Raw genomic sequence first — 13,375 nt, forward strand, 5'->3', positions numbered from 1 at the left:
ATTTGTCGGTTGCGGGTCGACCAGTGAATAAACATAATTCGCCCTGCAATCAGTTGTCATATGGCTCACATTTTCTGCGACATATTGGTTTAATGTGTTTTCCGTGAGCCTTCCGACTGTGATTGTGGTGTTGTGTTTCTTCCTCTGCGGGAAGAGGGGCTAAATCGACGCGATTTAACCCAGTCTGTCATCTGAATGTGTTTGGCGCCTCTTATTGGATGGCGCCTTTTTTCTATACCCTGAACTGCCCCACCAGTTGCTGCTGCTTGTCCGCCAGTGCCGACAGCTCACGACCATTTTCGGCGGAAGTGGCCGCCTCACCCCGAATGGTGTGGCTCACATCGCGAATATTGCTGACATTGCGATTGATCTCCTCCGCGACCCGGGTCTGCTCCTGGGCAGCCCTGGCGATCTGTTCATTCATCTGATGGATGGTGGAAACGGACTGGATGATCTGCTCCAGCACCCGTACCGACAGGTCGACCTTGGCGAGCGTCTGATCCGCCTGACCATGGCCCTCGCGGATCGCATTGACCACGGCACCCGTGCCCGATTGCAGCTCGCTGATCAAGGTCTGGATCTCGACGATGGCGTTCTGGGTGCGCCCCGCCAGATTGCGGACCTCATCGGCCACCACGGCAAAACCCCGCCCCTGTTCGCCGGCCCGGGCTGCCTCGATGGCGGCGTTCAGGGCCAGCAGATTGGTCTGCTCCGCGATCCCCTGGATGACGATAAGGATGTCATTGATGTTCTCGCTGTTGGCCGAGAGCCGCTCCACCACCGGCTGGGCCTCATTGATGGTCGTCATCAACCGCCCCATGGCGGTCTGGGTATCGGCCACTACATATTTGCCCTCCTGGGCCGCCGTGTCTGTCTCGTTGGCAGCCGTCACCGCGGCGCTGGCATTGCCGGACACCTGCAGCGCCGTCGCACTGAGCTCTTCGAATGCCGTGGCCACCAGATCAATTTCCTGATACTGGGCCTGCATGCCGTTGCTGGTGCGCTCGGCCACCTGGGCGGCCCGCTCCGCGCTGGTTCGCGTCCCCTCCACGGTGGCGATGACCTGGCTGATGGTGGATTGCAATTTGTTGAGGAAGCTGTTGAACCACTTGGCCAGCTCGCCGATCTCATCCTCGCGCTGGATCTCGATGCGCTGGGTCAGATCCCCCTCACCGCTGGCAATGTCTTTGAGGCGAGCCACCACGGCACGGATGGGAGCCACTATCTGGCGTGCCATCAGCCAGATACCGCACAGGGCGATGAGGGAGATGAGCACGCCAATCACCACCTGGGTGGCTACACTGCGTCTGCCCTCCTCGGCCAGGTTGCCATGCAGCCGCTTGGCCGACGCCAGCACCACGTCCCTGGGGAGTTCGATATAGATACCCCACTGTTGCGGGGTACCGCGCATGGTGACTGGCACGAAGGTCTGCAATAAGGCACCGTCATCACTCCAGCGGCTCAGCACTTGCCCCTGATCGAGCCACCCTTTCAAATCGGCGGCTAGCTCGGAATATTGCTGACCCAGCGTCTGCCCCATGGACACGTCAAACTCGTTGGCCCCGGCGACCCGCCCCTCGTGGCTGACCAGCAGGATCTTGCCTTTTCCGCTGTAGAGTTGCTGATCCATGCTGCTCACCAGCTGTTGCAAACTGGTCAGGGGGACATCGACTCCCACCATACCGAGCAAGGTCCCCTCTTCCTGCAAGGGATAGGTGACCGAGGTCATCAGGATCTGTTGGCCCCCCACCTCATCCAGATAGGGTTCGAGCAGACAGAGCGCCCGGGTGCGGATGCTGCAGCGATACCACTCATTTTCCACCCCTCCGGTCTCGGTGGGACTCTCGTCGGCCAGCACCTCCTCATCCATGACCTCGGAGACTATCTTTCCGTGATCATTGGCCCAGTAGCTGGCAAAGCGTCCCTTGTCATTGGCCCCCAGAGCGCTGGAGCCCTGATAGTTGCTGTCCTCCCCATCCAGCTGATCCGGCTCGAACACCGCATAGGCACCGAGCAGATTGGCGGAGGAGGCCACGGCATCCCTCAGCTGCTGATTAAGAGCCCCGCGCAGAGCTTCCGAATGGGTAAAGTTCTCGGCCGCATTCCTGCGCTGGAACAGAAGATCTTCGGCCAGCAAGGTGGCCCGGAAGTAGGCTTCGTCGAGGTAACTGGTCACCTTGGCTGCCTGTTCACCCCCTATCGCCGTCATCCAGTGTTCGGCCGACAGCTGGGCCTCCTGCATGGTGGCCTGCAGCACCTGATCCTGCATCTTGTTGGCATTGTAGAGCGAGGAGATAACCAGGACGGCGGCCGTAACCAACAGACAACAACCGGAGATCAGGGTGATCCGACCCTGGACAGAGAGAGCGCGCATGCCAAGTTCCTACTTCACGTCATACCGAGATAAATAGAGTATCGACTTTATAAACAAAAACTTAACTTTTTCAGAGCAAATCCAGCGACAGCTGGTTCACTTCCCCCTCTTTCGGCAGGCCGACCACCAGCCCCAGCAGACGCACCGGCCGCCCTTGAGCCCGTTGTAATCCCTCCTTCAGCAAGACGGCAAAGAGTCCGCGCTGGTAACCCCCCTGGCTGCGGTAGACAGTCGTCTGGTGAAAATCGGAGAACTTGAGCTTGATCCCCTGCCCCATCAACTGATCTGCCGGGCAGACGGCCTCAAAACGTCGCTCCAGTTCGGGGAGCAGGGAGTCCAGTACTGCAAGGCAGCCCTGCTCGTCACACAGATCGCTCGCAAGCGTGGTCTCCACCCCTATGGTCTTGCGTATGCGTTGTGCCTGAACCGGCTGATCATCCCGCCCCCAGATCCGACCCGCCAGCATCTCGCCCAATTTGCCAAACCGCTCGCACAGCTCCTGTGCGCTCAAGGCTCTGGCATCTTCACAACTGTAGAGCCCCTGCGCTTCGAGCCGCTCCGCAGTCTTGCGCCCCACCCCAGGCAGTTTGCCAAGGGGCAGCTGGCGGACAAACTCGGTCACCTCGTCGGGACGGATGACAAACAGACCGTCGGGCTTGCGCTGCTCCGAGGCAAGCTTGGCCAGGAATTTGTTGGGGGCCACCCCTGCCGAGGCGGTCAACCCCAGTTCGGTGGCGATGGCATGGCGGATCTCCCGGGCCATCAGGGTCGCACTGCCACCACAGCAGGCACTGTGAGTCACATCGAGGTAGGCCTCGTCCAGCGACAAGGGTTCAACCTGATCGGTATAGCGCAGAAAGATGGCCCTCAACTGGCGGGAAATATCCTTGTAGAGCGCTATGCGCCCCGGCAGCAGCACCAGGGGGGGGCAGAGCTTTTTCGCCAGCGCCGTCGGCATGGCGGAACGCACGCCGAAACGGCGGGCCACATAGTTGCAAGTGGAGATGACGCCACGGCGATCGGATGCGCCGCCGACCGCCAACGGCACGTCACGCAGCGCCGGGTTGTCCCGCATCTCCACCGCCGCATAAAAGCAGTCCATGTCGATATGGATGATCTTGCGCATACCACTGTATAAATAACCAGACATGCAGCTATCTTACCCCAGGGCGAAAGGGCGCACTATCCCCGTCATTGGCACAAGATGGTAGACTCCAAAGAGACCTTTCATGCACAACAAGGAACGTTCGGGATGAAATATCTATGGCTGGGACTCTGCCTGCTGCCGCTGGCCGTGAGCGCCAAGAACAACCCCACGGCGGAGTGCCGCTGGCTTTATGACAGGATGGCGCATCTCAAACAGGCCATCGAGAAGGGGGATACCCTGGGCACACGGGAGGAGCTGGCGCGCTGGCAGGGGGAATTCATCAAGAAACAGTGCGATCGGTACGACTATTGACCCAAGCTCTTCCCATTGCGCTCAGATAAAAAACGGGCTCCCGCCGTGATGGCGGGAGCCCGTTTTGCAGGAGGACTTCATGCCCTGCTTTATGGCAATACCATGGGGGCCGCAACGCGCTCGGCCAGGGCATCATCGCGCAGCACCCGCACCAACTCGAGGGCAAATTCGATGGCGCTGCCAGGCCCCTGGCTGGTAATGAGGCGGTGAGCTTCATCCCTGACCACCCTGTCCGTTGCCAACTGTGCAGCCGGCAGCTGTGACTGGAAGCCGGGATGACAGGTGACCCTGGCCTCCCCCAGCAAGCCGTGATGCTGCAACACCACCACGGGAGCCGCGCAGATGGCGGCTCGCCAACGGCCGAGAGCGGCCTGCGCTTGCAGCAGCTCGATGGCCAGCGGCGTATCGCGGATCACCTCGCTGCCGGGCAGGCCACCGGGCACTACAATCGCCTCGAAGTCGCGGATTGTCAGCTCGTCGAGATGGCAATCCGCCATCAGTTGCACCCCGCGAGAGGCCCTGATCTGGCGCTCACCAGCCGGACAGCAGGAGGCGAACACTACCTCTATACCGGCCCGCACCAGAGTATCGACGATGGCCACGGTTTCAATCTCTTCCGACCCCGGGGCCACCAACACCAATACGCTCATCCTCGCCTCCTTGCCTTTCGGCTCACGCCACCTGGCTCTTCTCTTTAATCGCCTGATAGAGCCCCTGATTGACCGGCACGGCAATGCCATGCTTTGCCGCGCTGGCCAGCAGGAACCCCGTGATGGCGTCGATCTCGGTCTCCCGCTTCTGCTCCATGTCCTGATGCATGGAAGAGTTATTATCGGCGGTCAACTCCACCACAGTCATCACCCGGCGCAGCAGCTCTTCGGTCGTGGTCGGCATGCCCTCGGCGCACATCACATCGGCTACCTCGACACAGACCTGTTGCAGGGTATCGGCAAAACGAGGCCCCGCCAGTTCGCCGTTTTTCAACTTGTGCAGCGCGGTCAGGGGATTGATGGCACAGTTGATGGCCAGCTTCTGCCACTGACGGGTCCGGATCTGCTCGTCCCAGCCCGCCTGGCCGAGGGCCAGCGCCAGCTCATCGGCCAGCGCGGCATGGGCTCTGGCGGCCTCGTTGACCGGGCCAAGCCAGGTCTCGCCCTTGCCGGTGTGGCGAAACACGAAGTGACCGCTCTTCATGGCGCCATGGCTGGTGACACCGGCGATCACCGGATTGTGGGGAAACAGGGCGACGACCTGCTCGGCAATGCCCATGCCGTTGTGCAGCAGCACGATGGGCACGCCGGCCGCCAGCTTGCCGACCAACGGTGTCAGTGCCGCGATCACCTGATTGGCTTTGGTCATCACCAGCAGGCGCTGGATCTGTCCCGGTTTGCTGACAAATCCGCGTTCGATGGCGAGCAGCTGGGTGTGCCCCTCTAGGGAGGTGAAGTCGATACCCGGGTGCAGGGTTGATTGATGGTGATCCCGCAACAAGACGCGGGTCGGCTGACCACTTTGGGTGAGCAAGGATGCAAAAACGCCGCCGAGGGCGCCACAGCCCAGCAGGGTCCATTGAGGTGTCGAAGGCTGTCGAGAATTCAGTAATCCGCTTGGCATGATGTGACTCAATCGAGGTAAGGGCTGCAATCCTCTCAACCTGTTACCTGGGATAAGTGAAGATGTCGCTGGCGGACACTAACGGGTCCGACCACTCCTGTGCGCAGGGGATTCTAGCAGAGCGGTCCCATCAAAATCAGCAAATTTGCCCGTTTTCTGGTAGATTTGCCCCCCGATAACGCAACATGAGGAGCCCGGTTATGCCGTCATTCGATATTGTCTCTGAAGTCAAAATGAACGAGGTGTTGAACGCCGTCGACAACGCCAATCGTGAACTGGCCACCCGTTTCGATTTTCGTGGGGTAGAGGCCAGCTTCGAGTTGAACAAGGAAGAGGTGAAACTGGAAGCGGATGCCGATTTCCAGCTCAAGCAGATGGTTGAAATACTGCGCAATGCCCTGCTCAAACGCAATATCGAAACCAGCTCCATGGAAGTGGGTGATTCGGTGCATTCCGGCAAGCGCTTCCACCTGAATGTCAAGTTCAAGCAGGGTATCGATAAGGAAGTGGCCAAGAAGCTGGTCAAGCTGATCAAGGATTCCAAGATCAAGGTTCAAGCCGCCATTCAGGGCGACGAAGTGCGCGTCACCGGCAAGAAGCGTGACGATCTGCAGGAAGTGATGGCCATGGTGCGTGGCGCCGAACTGGGCCAACCGATGCAGTTCCAGAATTTCCGCGACTGATTGGCCCGGGCGCTTTCTCTCTTCGCGCCCATCCAATCGGGCAGAAATAAAAAAACCGGAGCCAAGGCTCCGGTTTTTTGTACCCCAAGTTCGATTAGAACTTGTAGGTAACAGAGAAGTAGTGGCTGAAGCCAGAGCTCTTCCAGGGAGAACCGTTGTAAGAGGTGGAGCCATCTTTGGTGCCGTAGGCATCCATGAAGTATTTCAGGCCATAACCAACGGCATAACGATCGGAGTGCCAGTAGATACCGTGGAAGGTAGCCAGGTTGTCGCTGGTACGATCGGCGCGGTTATGGGTATCCAGATCGAAGGCGTAATCCAGGTAGCCCTGATAGGAGACGAAGCTGCCGTTGCTGAAGGTGTAGAAAGGCTTGAACCAGTTCATGGAGAACTGATAACCGTTCCAGCTGTTCTCTTCTTCTCTGAAGAATTCGTTCTCGTTGGAGTAGCGAGCGTACAGGTTCATACCAACCTTGCCGAACCAGGGAACCATGACGTCTGCACCCAGACCGATCTGGTTTTCCATCTGGCCATCAGCCATGTTGTTCAGGTTGGCGATATACAGCTCTTGTACCGGGCCGAAGGAGAGATCCATGCCAGTCAGGGCATCCAGAGACATGCGCGGAGCAAACTTCATGAACAGGTTCTGGCCGCCGTGCTTGTCGCTGTGTTTGGTGTCGAAAATATCGAAGATATCGACATAGCCATACAGGTCAAAAATACCGGAACGACCGCCGAACTCCATTTCCAGATAGGTATCGTTGTAATCGTCATCAGCGGCAGTGAACGGGCGCTGATCGATGGTGTGCATTACGTTGAACTGCATCCACTTGTAATCGTTCTTGTGGATGTCACCGCTGTAGTCAGCAGCAAACGCCGGAGTGGCAGCAGCGGCCAGCAGGCCGGCAGCGATCAGAGTCTTGGTAAATTTGGCCATTTTATTGGTCTCTTGTGTGTTAGTTGAGGTTTTCCGTAGCCTGCCCACAAGGAGCGAATGGGATTCTAATCAAATAAAATAGGGGGAGAAACAACTTCTGGGGAACTTTCTTTGGAAGTGTGAATCTAATCACCCCCGCTTTAACGCAAACGCTTGCTATTTGTTCGGTATTGAGAACAACGACTCCCCTTTTCTCGCTACCAAGACGATCAACAGCAGCACAGGCAGCCCCAATAAACCGGTTCCCACGAAGAAGACACTGTAGCCGACCTGCTCCACTATCTGGCCGGAAAACCCAGCCAGCAGCTTGGGCAGCAGCAACATCACAGAGCTGAACAACGCGTATTGCGTCGCCGAAAAGGCGACATTGGTCAGGCTGGAGAGATAGGTTACAAACGCGGCGGTGGCGATCCCGGCGCTGAGGTTGTCCAGCGAGATGATCAGGGTCAGCAGCTCCAGGTTGTGGCCCACCTGGTTGAGCAGGGCAAACAGCAGGTTGGTACTGGCAGTCAGCAGCGCCCCCAGGAACAAAATGCGCAGGGTACCGAATCGCATTACCAGCACGCCCCCGAGCGCCGCACCCACCAACGTCATGATGACGCCGAACACCTTGGTGATGGTGGCGACTTCGGTCTTGCTGAACTGCATATCCACATAGAAGCTGTTGGACATCACCCCCATCACCACATCCGCCACCCGATAGCAGGCAATGAGCGCCAGGATCAGCAGCGCCGAGCGACCGTAACGGTGGAAGAAGTCGGCAAAGGGGCACCAGATGGCCTCATAGGCCCAGGCCCCCGCACTCGCCAGCGGCAATGGCCACCCCTTTGCCAGCAGGCAGGCCTTGCGCTCGGCTTGCTGCTGATCCTGGGTAGCCTGGTCGATCTGAGGTTCATGGCAAAAGAGGGTAGTGATGATGCCAAGAGACATCATCCCCGCCATCAGGAGATAGGTTATCTGCCAGCCGCGATAGTCATAGCCCACGTTGCTGCCAAACCAGGCTGCCAGGGCCAGCGCTCCCGCCCCCGCCATGATCATCGCCAACCGGTACCCCGTCATGTAAGAAGCCGCCATGGCCGCCTGCAACCGCTCCGGCGCGGATTCAATGCGATAGGCATCGATGACGATATCCTGGGTCGCCGAGGCAAAGGCCACCAGCAGGGCAAACAGCGCCAGCTGTGCCAGTCCGGTCTTGGGATCACAGAGCGCCATGCCAACCAGAGCCCCCGCGATCAGCAGCTGGGAGAAGAGCATCCAGCTGCGACGACGCCCAAGCAGCCTGGAGAGCAGCGGCAACGGCATGCGATCCACCAGGGGGGACCACAGCCACTTGAAGCCATAAGCCAGGGCGACCCAGCTCATATAACCAATGTCGGTCAGGCTGACATCCGCTTCGCGCAACCAGAACGACAGGGTGCCAAAGACCAGCAGCAAGGGCAGACCCGATGAAAAGCCCATGGCAAAGAGGATCAGCACTCTGGCTTCGAGATAGACGGCGAGCGAGTCTCGCCAGCTCGGTTTGCGGATCATGTTCAACTACCTGACGGATCTTGGAAAAGTGCGCCATTTTGGCAGGTTAGGCCCGGATAGCCAAGGCAGGGCCAAACGCCAGACAAACAAAAGGCCCACCCCGAAAGGGGTGGGCCTTGTCTTCTGCAACAAAGCGTGTCGCAGCGGCCATCACGGGTAGAAAGGGTTACTTGCCCGCCTTCTTGTCGATTCCGCTCTCGGCCAGCAACACCACTTTCTTCAGGATGATGGGGCTGGTCGGCACGTCGTTGGCACGCAGGATAGAGCTGTAGCCAGTCTGCACCTGTGCCAGCTTGTCCAGCACCTCCATTCCCTGTACCACCAGGCCAAAGACGGTGTAGCCGGCACCGGCATTGGCGTTGAGGTTGTTGTTGTCCACCAGGTTGAAGTAGAACTGGCGGGTCGCGCTGTCGACCGCCTGGGTGCGGGCCATGGCGATGGAACCGCGCTTGTTGGGCAGGCCGCCACGAGATTCGTTGACCACGGGCTCATAGGTCGGCAACTGCTGGAACTGCTGGTTGTAGCCGCCCCCCTGTACCACGAAGTTCTGGATCACCCGGTGAAACAGGCTGCCATCGTAACTGCCGTCCGCCACATAGCGCAGAAAGTTCTTCACCGTCTGGGGCGCCTGTTTGGGTGCCAGCTCCACCACGATATTGCCGTGGTTGGTCTCCATTCTCACCTGCGGGCCGGCGAATGCCAGCGGAGTGACCAGCATGGCCAGCAACCAGAGTTTTTTCATGATCAGACTCCTGCGCCGCTCGGTTGACCCTTCAGATAGCCACGCAGGGCCTCATCCGCCATGATCTGCTGCAATACGTTGCCCAGTTGCAGGTTCAGAGTGGATTCCAGATCCGCCATGCTCGGCTCGCCCGGTCCCTCTTTGCTGGAGGACATGTTGAACTGTTTGGTCAGACGGTTGCCCTGAAAATCGGCGATCACCTGCAGGCTGACCCGGGATTTGGTGACATAAGTGAAGGTCTTCTCTTCCACATTGACCGCCGCGGTCGAGATAACCAGGGTCAGGTTGGTGGTGCCGCTATTGCCCACTTCGAGCCCCTGGCTGCGCAGCCCCTCGGCCAGCTTCTCTGCGACCAGCAGATTGAGCGGACGCTCGCTGTTGACCAGCACGGTGGCCTTCTCTTTCTTCTTGATGGAGAAGACATAGGCAGCCTCACGCTTGTCTACCCCTTCCATGGTGATCCGGTTGCCCGAGTAGTATTGCTGGTTGGCCGGCACGATCTGCGGATTGAGCAGCGCCGTCTCGGGCCAATGGGTTGCGCACCCGCCGAGCATCAGGGCGGCCAGCAGCAAGAGTGACTTTTTCATCATGAACTTCCTTTGACGTTAGCGTTTGATGGCTTTCAAAATAACGAATTTGCTGTTTGACGCAACGACTTGTGCGTTGGCAAACAAGCGCTTGAGTTTATTGTGATAATCCAGATGACGGTTGCCTACTATCCAGAGTTCCCCCCCTTTGGGCAACACCCGGTGGGCATCGCAGAACATCTGCCAGGCGATATGATCGGTGATCGCCTGCTGCTGATGGAAGGGCGGGTTGCAGAGGATCCGATCCGCTGCCCCCGTCTCGACGCCATCCAGACAGTTGTTGACCATGAAGCTGGCCCGCGGCAGCGCCTCCGCCAGGTTGTGTTCGACGTTGAGCCGTGCCGACGCCACCGCCATGTAGGACTCGTCGACGAAGGTCACCTCCACCTCGCTGTCCCGTGCCAGCAGCGAGAGTCCCAGCACTCCGTTGCCACAGCCCAGATCGATCACCTTGCGTGCACTGTGGATCGGCAAGTTGTCCAGCATGAAGCGGGCGCCGATATCCAGGCTGGTGCGCGAAAAGACGTTGGCGTGGTTGTGGATGAGCATGTCGGTGCCCTCCAGCGGCCAGACGGTGGGGAACGGATTGGCCAGCGCCGGACGTTCTTCCTGCGGTTCGCAGTGGATAAGGCGCGCCTTCTTCCAGGCGAGCGACGTCCGGGTTGCCCCCAGGTATTTCTCGAACAATTTGAGGGTGGAGGTGTGAATGTCCTTGGCCTTGCCGGCGGCGATGATGCGGGTGGCGGGCGTCACCACCTGACGCAGGGCCAACAGTTGCTGCTCCAGCAGCGCCTGGTATTTGGAAACCTTGATCACCACCAGTGCCGGCGCTTCGGGCAGGGGCGCCAGCGCATCCTGCAGCCGGATGCCGTCGGTATCCAGCCCGTTTTCGATCAGATTGGCCAGCGTGGCCCGCTCGCTGATATAGGAATCGGTGACGCTGACGGGAGCGTAATCGTGCAAAAATGCCGCCAGGGCGCCGAATCCATCGTTCATGATGATGACGGGCCCTGCCTGTTCCAGGGGGGACTCAGCCAGGGTGTTGATCAGATATTCGTCGGCCGCATCCCAGGCTTGCAGAGTTTCCTGGCTCAGGCGCGGGTAGCGATAGAGGGTCAGCTGGCAATGGGGAGTGACAAGAAGGGTTTCCATAGAATGAGTCCAACCTCGGCTTGATTCGGATAACAGGCGCCAGGGGCGACGCAAAGTGGCGCTATTCTAGCGGGGTAGAGGAATTTCACCAGTTCGGGCCGCCATGACGGCGTTCCCGGGCCATATTTCTCTCCATAAGGGGACTTATTCCGCCAGGCAACTGCCGATAGAATGGCCCCACGTTCACTTTCTGGAAGCATCCTGATGACCATGCAACAACACATTGAAGCAAAACTGACCGCCGCCCTCACTCCCAGCCTGCTGGAGGTGATCAACGAGAGCCATATGCATCGTGTTGAGCCCGGCTCAGAGAGCCACTTCAAGGTGGTCATCGTCAGCCCGCAATTTGAAGGTCTACGTCTCCTGGCCCGTCATCGCCTGATCAATGAAGTGCTGGCCCCCGAGCTGGCCGGCCCGGTACATGCCCTGGCACTGCATACCTACACAGAGAGCGAATGGCAGCAAAAGGGCCAGGCACCGCGCACCCCGAGCTGCGTCGGCAAACCCTGACGCGGCCAGAACAGGAGAGTTCCTGCATCCCTCTGCCATCCCGCCTGCAAGTCATTGGAAATGGGGCGATAAAAAGCCCCATATGAGAATAATTCGCAAACAAAACTGCCGGATTATCTTTTCTAATCAATATTCTCAACAATAAGATTACCCCCATTGGGGTATTCAAATAAAAAAACCTTTAAAACCACGGTTTACGAGGGGTTCACCCCCTTATTCAGGAGAGGTTAATTTTGTGATGGCACAGGGATTTTACCCATTTGTCATGGCAGAAAATGAGTCATAAGTGGTAAACTCAAGCGCTTTTGAGTGACCCCGCATATTGGATGATCGCCAGCGCTGTTTACTGGTTGCAACGGCAATATCGTCACTCGACCACCCGTCGTGATGTATTTCTCGGCGCTAACCAACCTCTCTTCCCGTAACGGTAGTGCAAGTAAGTATGATTACAATCAAAAGAGGACTGGACATCCCCGTGCTGGGTGCGCCAGAGCAAGTAATCTACGATGGCCCCGCCATCACCCGTGTTGCTACACTGGGCGAGGAGTTCGTGGGGATGCGACCTACTATGTTCGTCAAAGTAGGTGATCGCGTCATCAAAGGTCAGGATCTCTTCGAAGACAAGAAGAATCCCGGCGTTAAATTCACAGCTCCTGCCACCGGTGTGGTTTCAGAGATTAACCGTGGTGCCAAACGTGTTCTTCAGTCCGTGGTCATCGACCTCGACGGCTCGGACGAACAGGTAACCTTCGAGCACTTTGCCTCCGCCGAGCTGGCCAAGCTCGAACGCAGCAAGGTGCAGGAGATCCTGCTCGCCTCCGGTCAGTGGACTGCGCTGCGTACCCGTCCGTTCAGCAAGGTTCCCGCCGTTGGCTCCGCCCCGCGCGCCATCTTTGTGACCGCGATGGACACCAACCCGCTGGCAGCCAATCCCGAGCTGATCATCAAGGAACAGTCCCAGGCGTTCCTCGACGGTCTGGCCGTGCTGACTCGCCTGACTGATGGCAACGTCTACGTCTGCAAGGGCGAAGCCAGCCTGCCTCACTCTCCCCTGGCCCAGGTCAAGGAAGAGATCTTCGTCGGTCCTCATCCTGCCGGTCTGCCTGGCACCCATATCCACTTCCTGGATCCGGTCAGCAGCACCAAGGTGCAGTGGCACATCAACTATCAGGACGTGATCGCCTACGGCAAGCTGTTCACCACCGGCCAGATCTTCACCGACAAGGTGATCGCCCTGGCAGGTCCGAACGTGCTCAAGCCGCGTCTGCTGCGCACCCGTCTGGGTGCCTGCATCAGCCAGATTACCAACAACGAGCTGCGTGCTGACGAAAACCGCATCATCTCCGGTTCTCTGCTGAGCGGTGCCAAGGCCGACGGGGTTCACGACTATCTGGGTCGTTACCACAATCAGGTCTGCGCACTGGGTGAAGGTCGCGAGAAAGAGTTCCTGGGCTGGATCAACCCCAGCGCCAACAAGTTCTCCATTACCCGCACCACCCTTTCTCATCTGATGAAGGGCAAGCTGATCAACTTCACCACCACCACCAACGGTAGTGATCGTTCCATGGTGCCTATCGGCAACTATGAGCGGGTGATGCCACTCGACATCCTGCCGACCCTGCTGCTGCGGGACATGATCTCTGGCGATACCGATGGTGCACAAGCACTGGGCTGCCTGGAGCTGGATGAGGAAGATTTGGCCCTCTGTACTTTTGTCTGCCCCGGCAAGACCGAGTACGGCCCTATCTTGCGTGAGTGCCTGACCAAGATTGAACTGGAAGGTTAAG

General features: G+C 58.6%; 13 protein-coding genes. 4 read left to right on the top strand and 9 right to left on the bottom strand.

Annotated features, from left to right (window positions below; all coding sequences use genetic code 11):
- Positions 1-232 precede the first annotated feature (232 nt).
- Positions 233-2,374: a methyl-accepting chemotaxis protein gene (locus ACB028_RS05490; RefSeq protein ID WP_371143705.1), complete on the bottom strand. Its 2,142-nt coding sequence runs from the start codon at positions 2,372-2,374 to the stop codon at positions 233-235.
- Positions 2,375-2,444: 70 nt separating this feature from the next.
- Complete coding sequence (dinB, locus tag ACB028_RS05495; RefSeq protein WP_371143778.1) at positions 2,445-3,500, bottom strand: DNA polymerase IV; 1,056 nt, start codon at positions 3,498-3,500, stop codon at positions 2,445-2,447.
- A gap of 126 nt (positions 3,501-3,626) precedes the next feature.
- Between dinB and ACB028_RS05500 the strand changes: the two genes are divergently transcribed.
- Positions 3,627-3,833 (top strand): hypothetical protein, encoded by a 207-nt coding sequence (locus ACB028_RS05500; RefSeq protein ID WP_338611058.1) that lies wholly within the window; start codon positions 3,627-3,629, stop codon positions 3,831-3,833.
- A gap of 89 nt (positions 3,834-3,922) precedes the next feature.
- Here ACB028_RS05500 and ACB028_RS05505 read toward each other — a convergent pair whose 3' ends face one another.
- The gene (locus tag ACB028_RS05505) at positions 3,923-4,483 is read right to left on the bottom strand and encodes a DJ-1 family glyoxalase III (protein ID WP_371143706.1); all 561 of its coding nucleotides are present in this window, start codon (positions 4,481-4,483) and stop codon (positions 3,923-3,925) included.
- Positions 4,484-4,505: 22 nt separating this feature from the next.
- A complete protein-coding gene (locus ACB028_RS05510) occupies positions 4,506-5,447 on the bottom strand; it encodes a ketopantoate reductase family protein (protein ID WP_371143707.1) in 942 nt (313 codons plus the stop codon).
- A 200-nt stretch (positions 5,448-5,647) separates the two neighbouring features.
- Between ACB028_RS05510 and ACB028_RS05515 the strand changes: the two genes are divergently transcribed.
- On the top strand, positions 5,648-6,130 hold the full coding sequence (locus ACB028_RS05515; RefSeq protein ID WP_026456001.1) for a YajQ family cyclic di-GMP-binding protein: 483 nt from the start codon (positions 5,648-5,650) through the stop codon (positions 6,128-6,130).
- Between the two features lie 94 nt (positions 6,131-6,224).
- On the opposite strand, the gene ACB028_RS05520 is transcribed toward ACB028_RS05515, so the two are convergent.
- From ACB028_RS05520 to ACB028_RS05540, 5 genes are all read right to left on the bottom strand, one after another.
- Entirely contained in the window at positions 6,225-7,067 is an 843-nt protein-coding gene (locus ACB028_RS05520; RefSeq protein ID WP_042073198.1) for an outer membrane protein OmpK, read from the bottom strand.
- 156 nt (positions 7,068-7,223) lie between these two features.
- Positions 7,224-8,603 carry an MFS transporter gene (locus tag ACB028_RS05525; RefSeq protein WP_371143708.1) on the bottom strand — a complete coding sequence of 460 codons (1,380 nt, stop codon included), beginning with the start codon at positions 8,601-8,603 and terminating at the stop codon, positions 7,224-7,226.
- A 160-nt stretch (positions 8,604-8,763) separates the two neighbouring features.
- Complete coding sequence (locus tag ACB028_RS05530) at positions 8,764-9,339, bottom strand: peptidylprolyl isomerase (protein WP_371143709.1); 576 nt, start codon at positions 9,337-9,339, stop codon at positions 8,764-8,766.
- Positions 9,340-9,341: 2 nt separating this feature from the next.
- Complete coding sequence (locus tag ACB028_RS05535; RefSeq protein WP_026456005.1) at positions 9,342-9,926, bottom strand: YajG family lipoprotein; 585 nt, start codon at positions 9,924-9,926, stop codon at positions 9,342-9,344.
- An 18-nt stretch (positions 9,927-9,944) separates the two neighbouring features.
- A complete protein-coding gene (locus tag ACB028_RS05540) occupies positions 9,945-11,078 on the bottom strand; it encodes a methyltransferase (RefSeq protein ID WP_342010225.1) in 1,134 nt (377 codons plus the stop codon).
- Positions 11,079-11,282: 204 nt separating this feature from the next.
- Here ACB028_RS05540 and ACB028_RS05545 point away from each other — a divergent pair, with 204 nt between their 5' ends.
- Both ACB028_RS05545 and ACB028_RS05550 read left to right on the top strand, forming a co-directional pair.
- Positions 11,283-11,588 carry a BolA family transcriptional regulator gene (locus tag ACB028_RS05545; protein ID WP_042028010.1) on the top strand — a complete coding sequence of 102 codons (306 nt, stop codon included), beginning with the start codon at positions 11,283-11,285 and terminating at the stop codon, positions 11,586-11,588.
- Between the two features lie 442 nt (positions 11,589-12,030).
- The gene (locus ACB028_RS05550; protein WP_026456008.1) at positions 12,031-13,374 is read left to right on the top strand and encodes a Na(+)-translocating NADH-quinone reductase subunit A; all 1,344 of its coding nucleotides are present in this window, start codon (positions 12,031-12,033) and stop codon (positions 13,372-13,374) included.
- Position 13,375 lies beyond the last annotated feature (1 nt).

Origin of the sequence: Aeromonas sp. S9(2024), from assembly GCF_041403185.1 — a bacterium.
Lineage (GTDB): Bacteria > Pseudomonadota > Gammaproteobacteria > Enterobacterales > Aeromonadaceae > Aeromonas > Aeromonas enteropelogenes.

Coding starts and splice junctions, on each gene's coding strand:
- ACB028_RS05515 (WP_026456001.1), top strand. CDS start 5,648: ATGCCGTCATTCGATATTGTCTCTGAAGTCAAAATGAACGAGGTGTTG.
- ACB028_RS05535 (WP_026456005.1), bottom strand. CDS start 9,926: ATGAAAAAGTCACTCTTGCTGCTGGCCGCCCTGATGCTCGGCGGGTGC.
- ACB028_RS05505 (WP_371143706.1), bottom strand. CDS start 4,483: ATGAGCGTATTGGTGTTGGTGGCCCCGGGGTCGGAAGAGATTGAAACC.
- ACB028_RS05540 (WP_342010225.1), bottom strand. CDS start 11,078: ATGGAAACCCTTCTTGTCACTCCCCATTGCCAGCTGACCCTCTATCGC.
- dinB (WP_371143778.1), bottom strand. CDS start 3,500: ATGCGCAAGATCATCCATATCGACATGGACTGCTTTTATGCGGCGGTG.
- ACB028_RS05500 (WP_338611058.1), top strand. CDS start 3,627: ATGAAATATCTATGGCTGGGACTCTGCCTGCTGCCGCTGGCCGTGAGC.
- ACB028_RS05530 (WP_371143709.1), bottom strand. CDS start 9,339: ATGAAAAAACTCTGGTTGCTGGCCATGCTGGTCACTCCGCTGGCATTC.
- ACB028_RS05490 (WP_371143705.1), bottom strand. CDS start 2,374: ATGCGCGCTCTCTCTGTCCAGGGTCGGATCACCCTGATCTCCGGTTGT.
- ACB028_RS05545 (WP_042028010.1), top strand. CDS start 11,283: ATGACCATGCAACAACACATTGAAGCAAAACTGACCGCCGCCCTCACT.
- ACB028_RS05510 (WP_371143707.1), bottom strand. CDS start 5,447: ATGCCAAGCGGATTACTGAATTCTCGACAGCCTTCGACACCTCAATGG.
- ACB028_RS05520 (WP_042073198.1), bottom strand. CDS start 7,067: ATGGCCAAATTTACCAAGACTCTGATCGCTGCCGGCCTGCTGGCCGCT.
- ACB028_RS05550 (WP_026456008.1), top strand. CDS start 12,031: ATGATTACAATCAAAAGAGGACTGGACATCCCCGTGCTGGGTGCGCCA.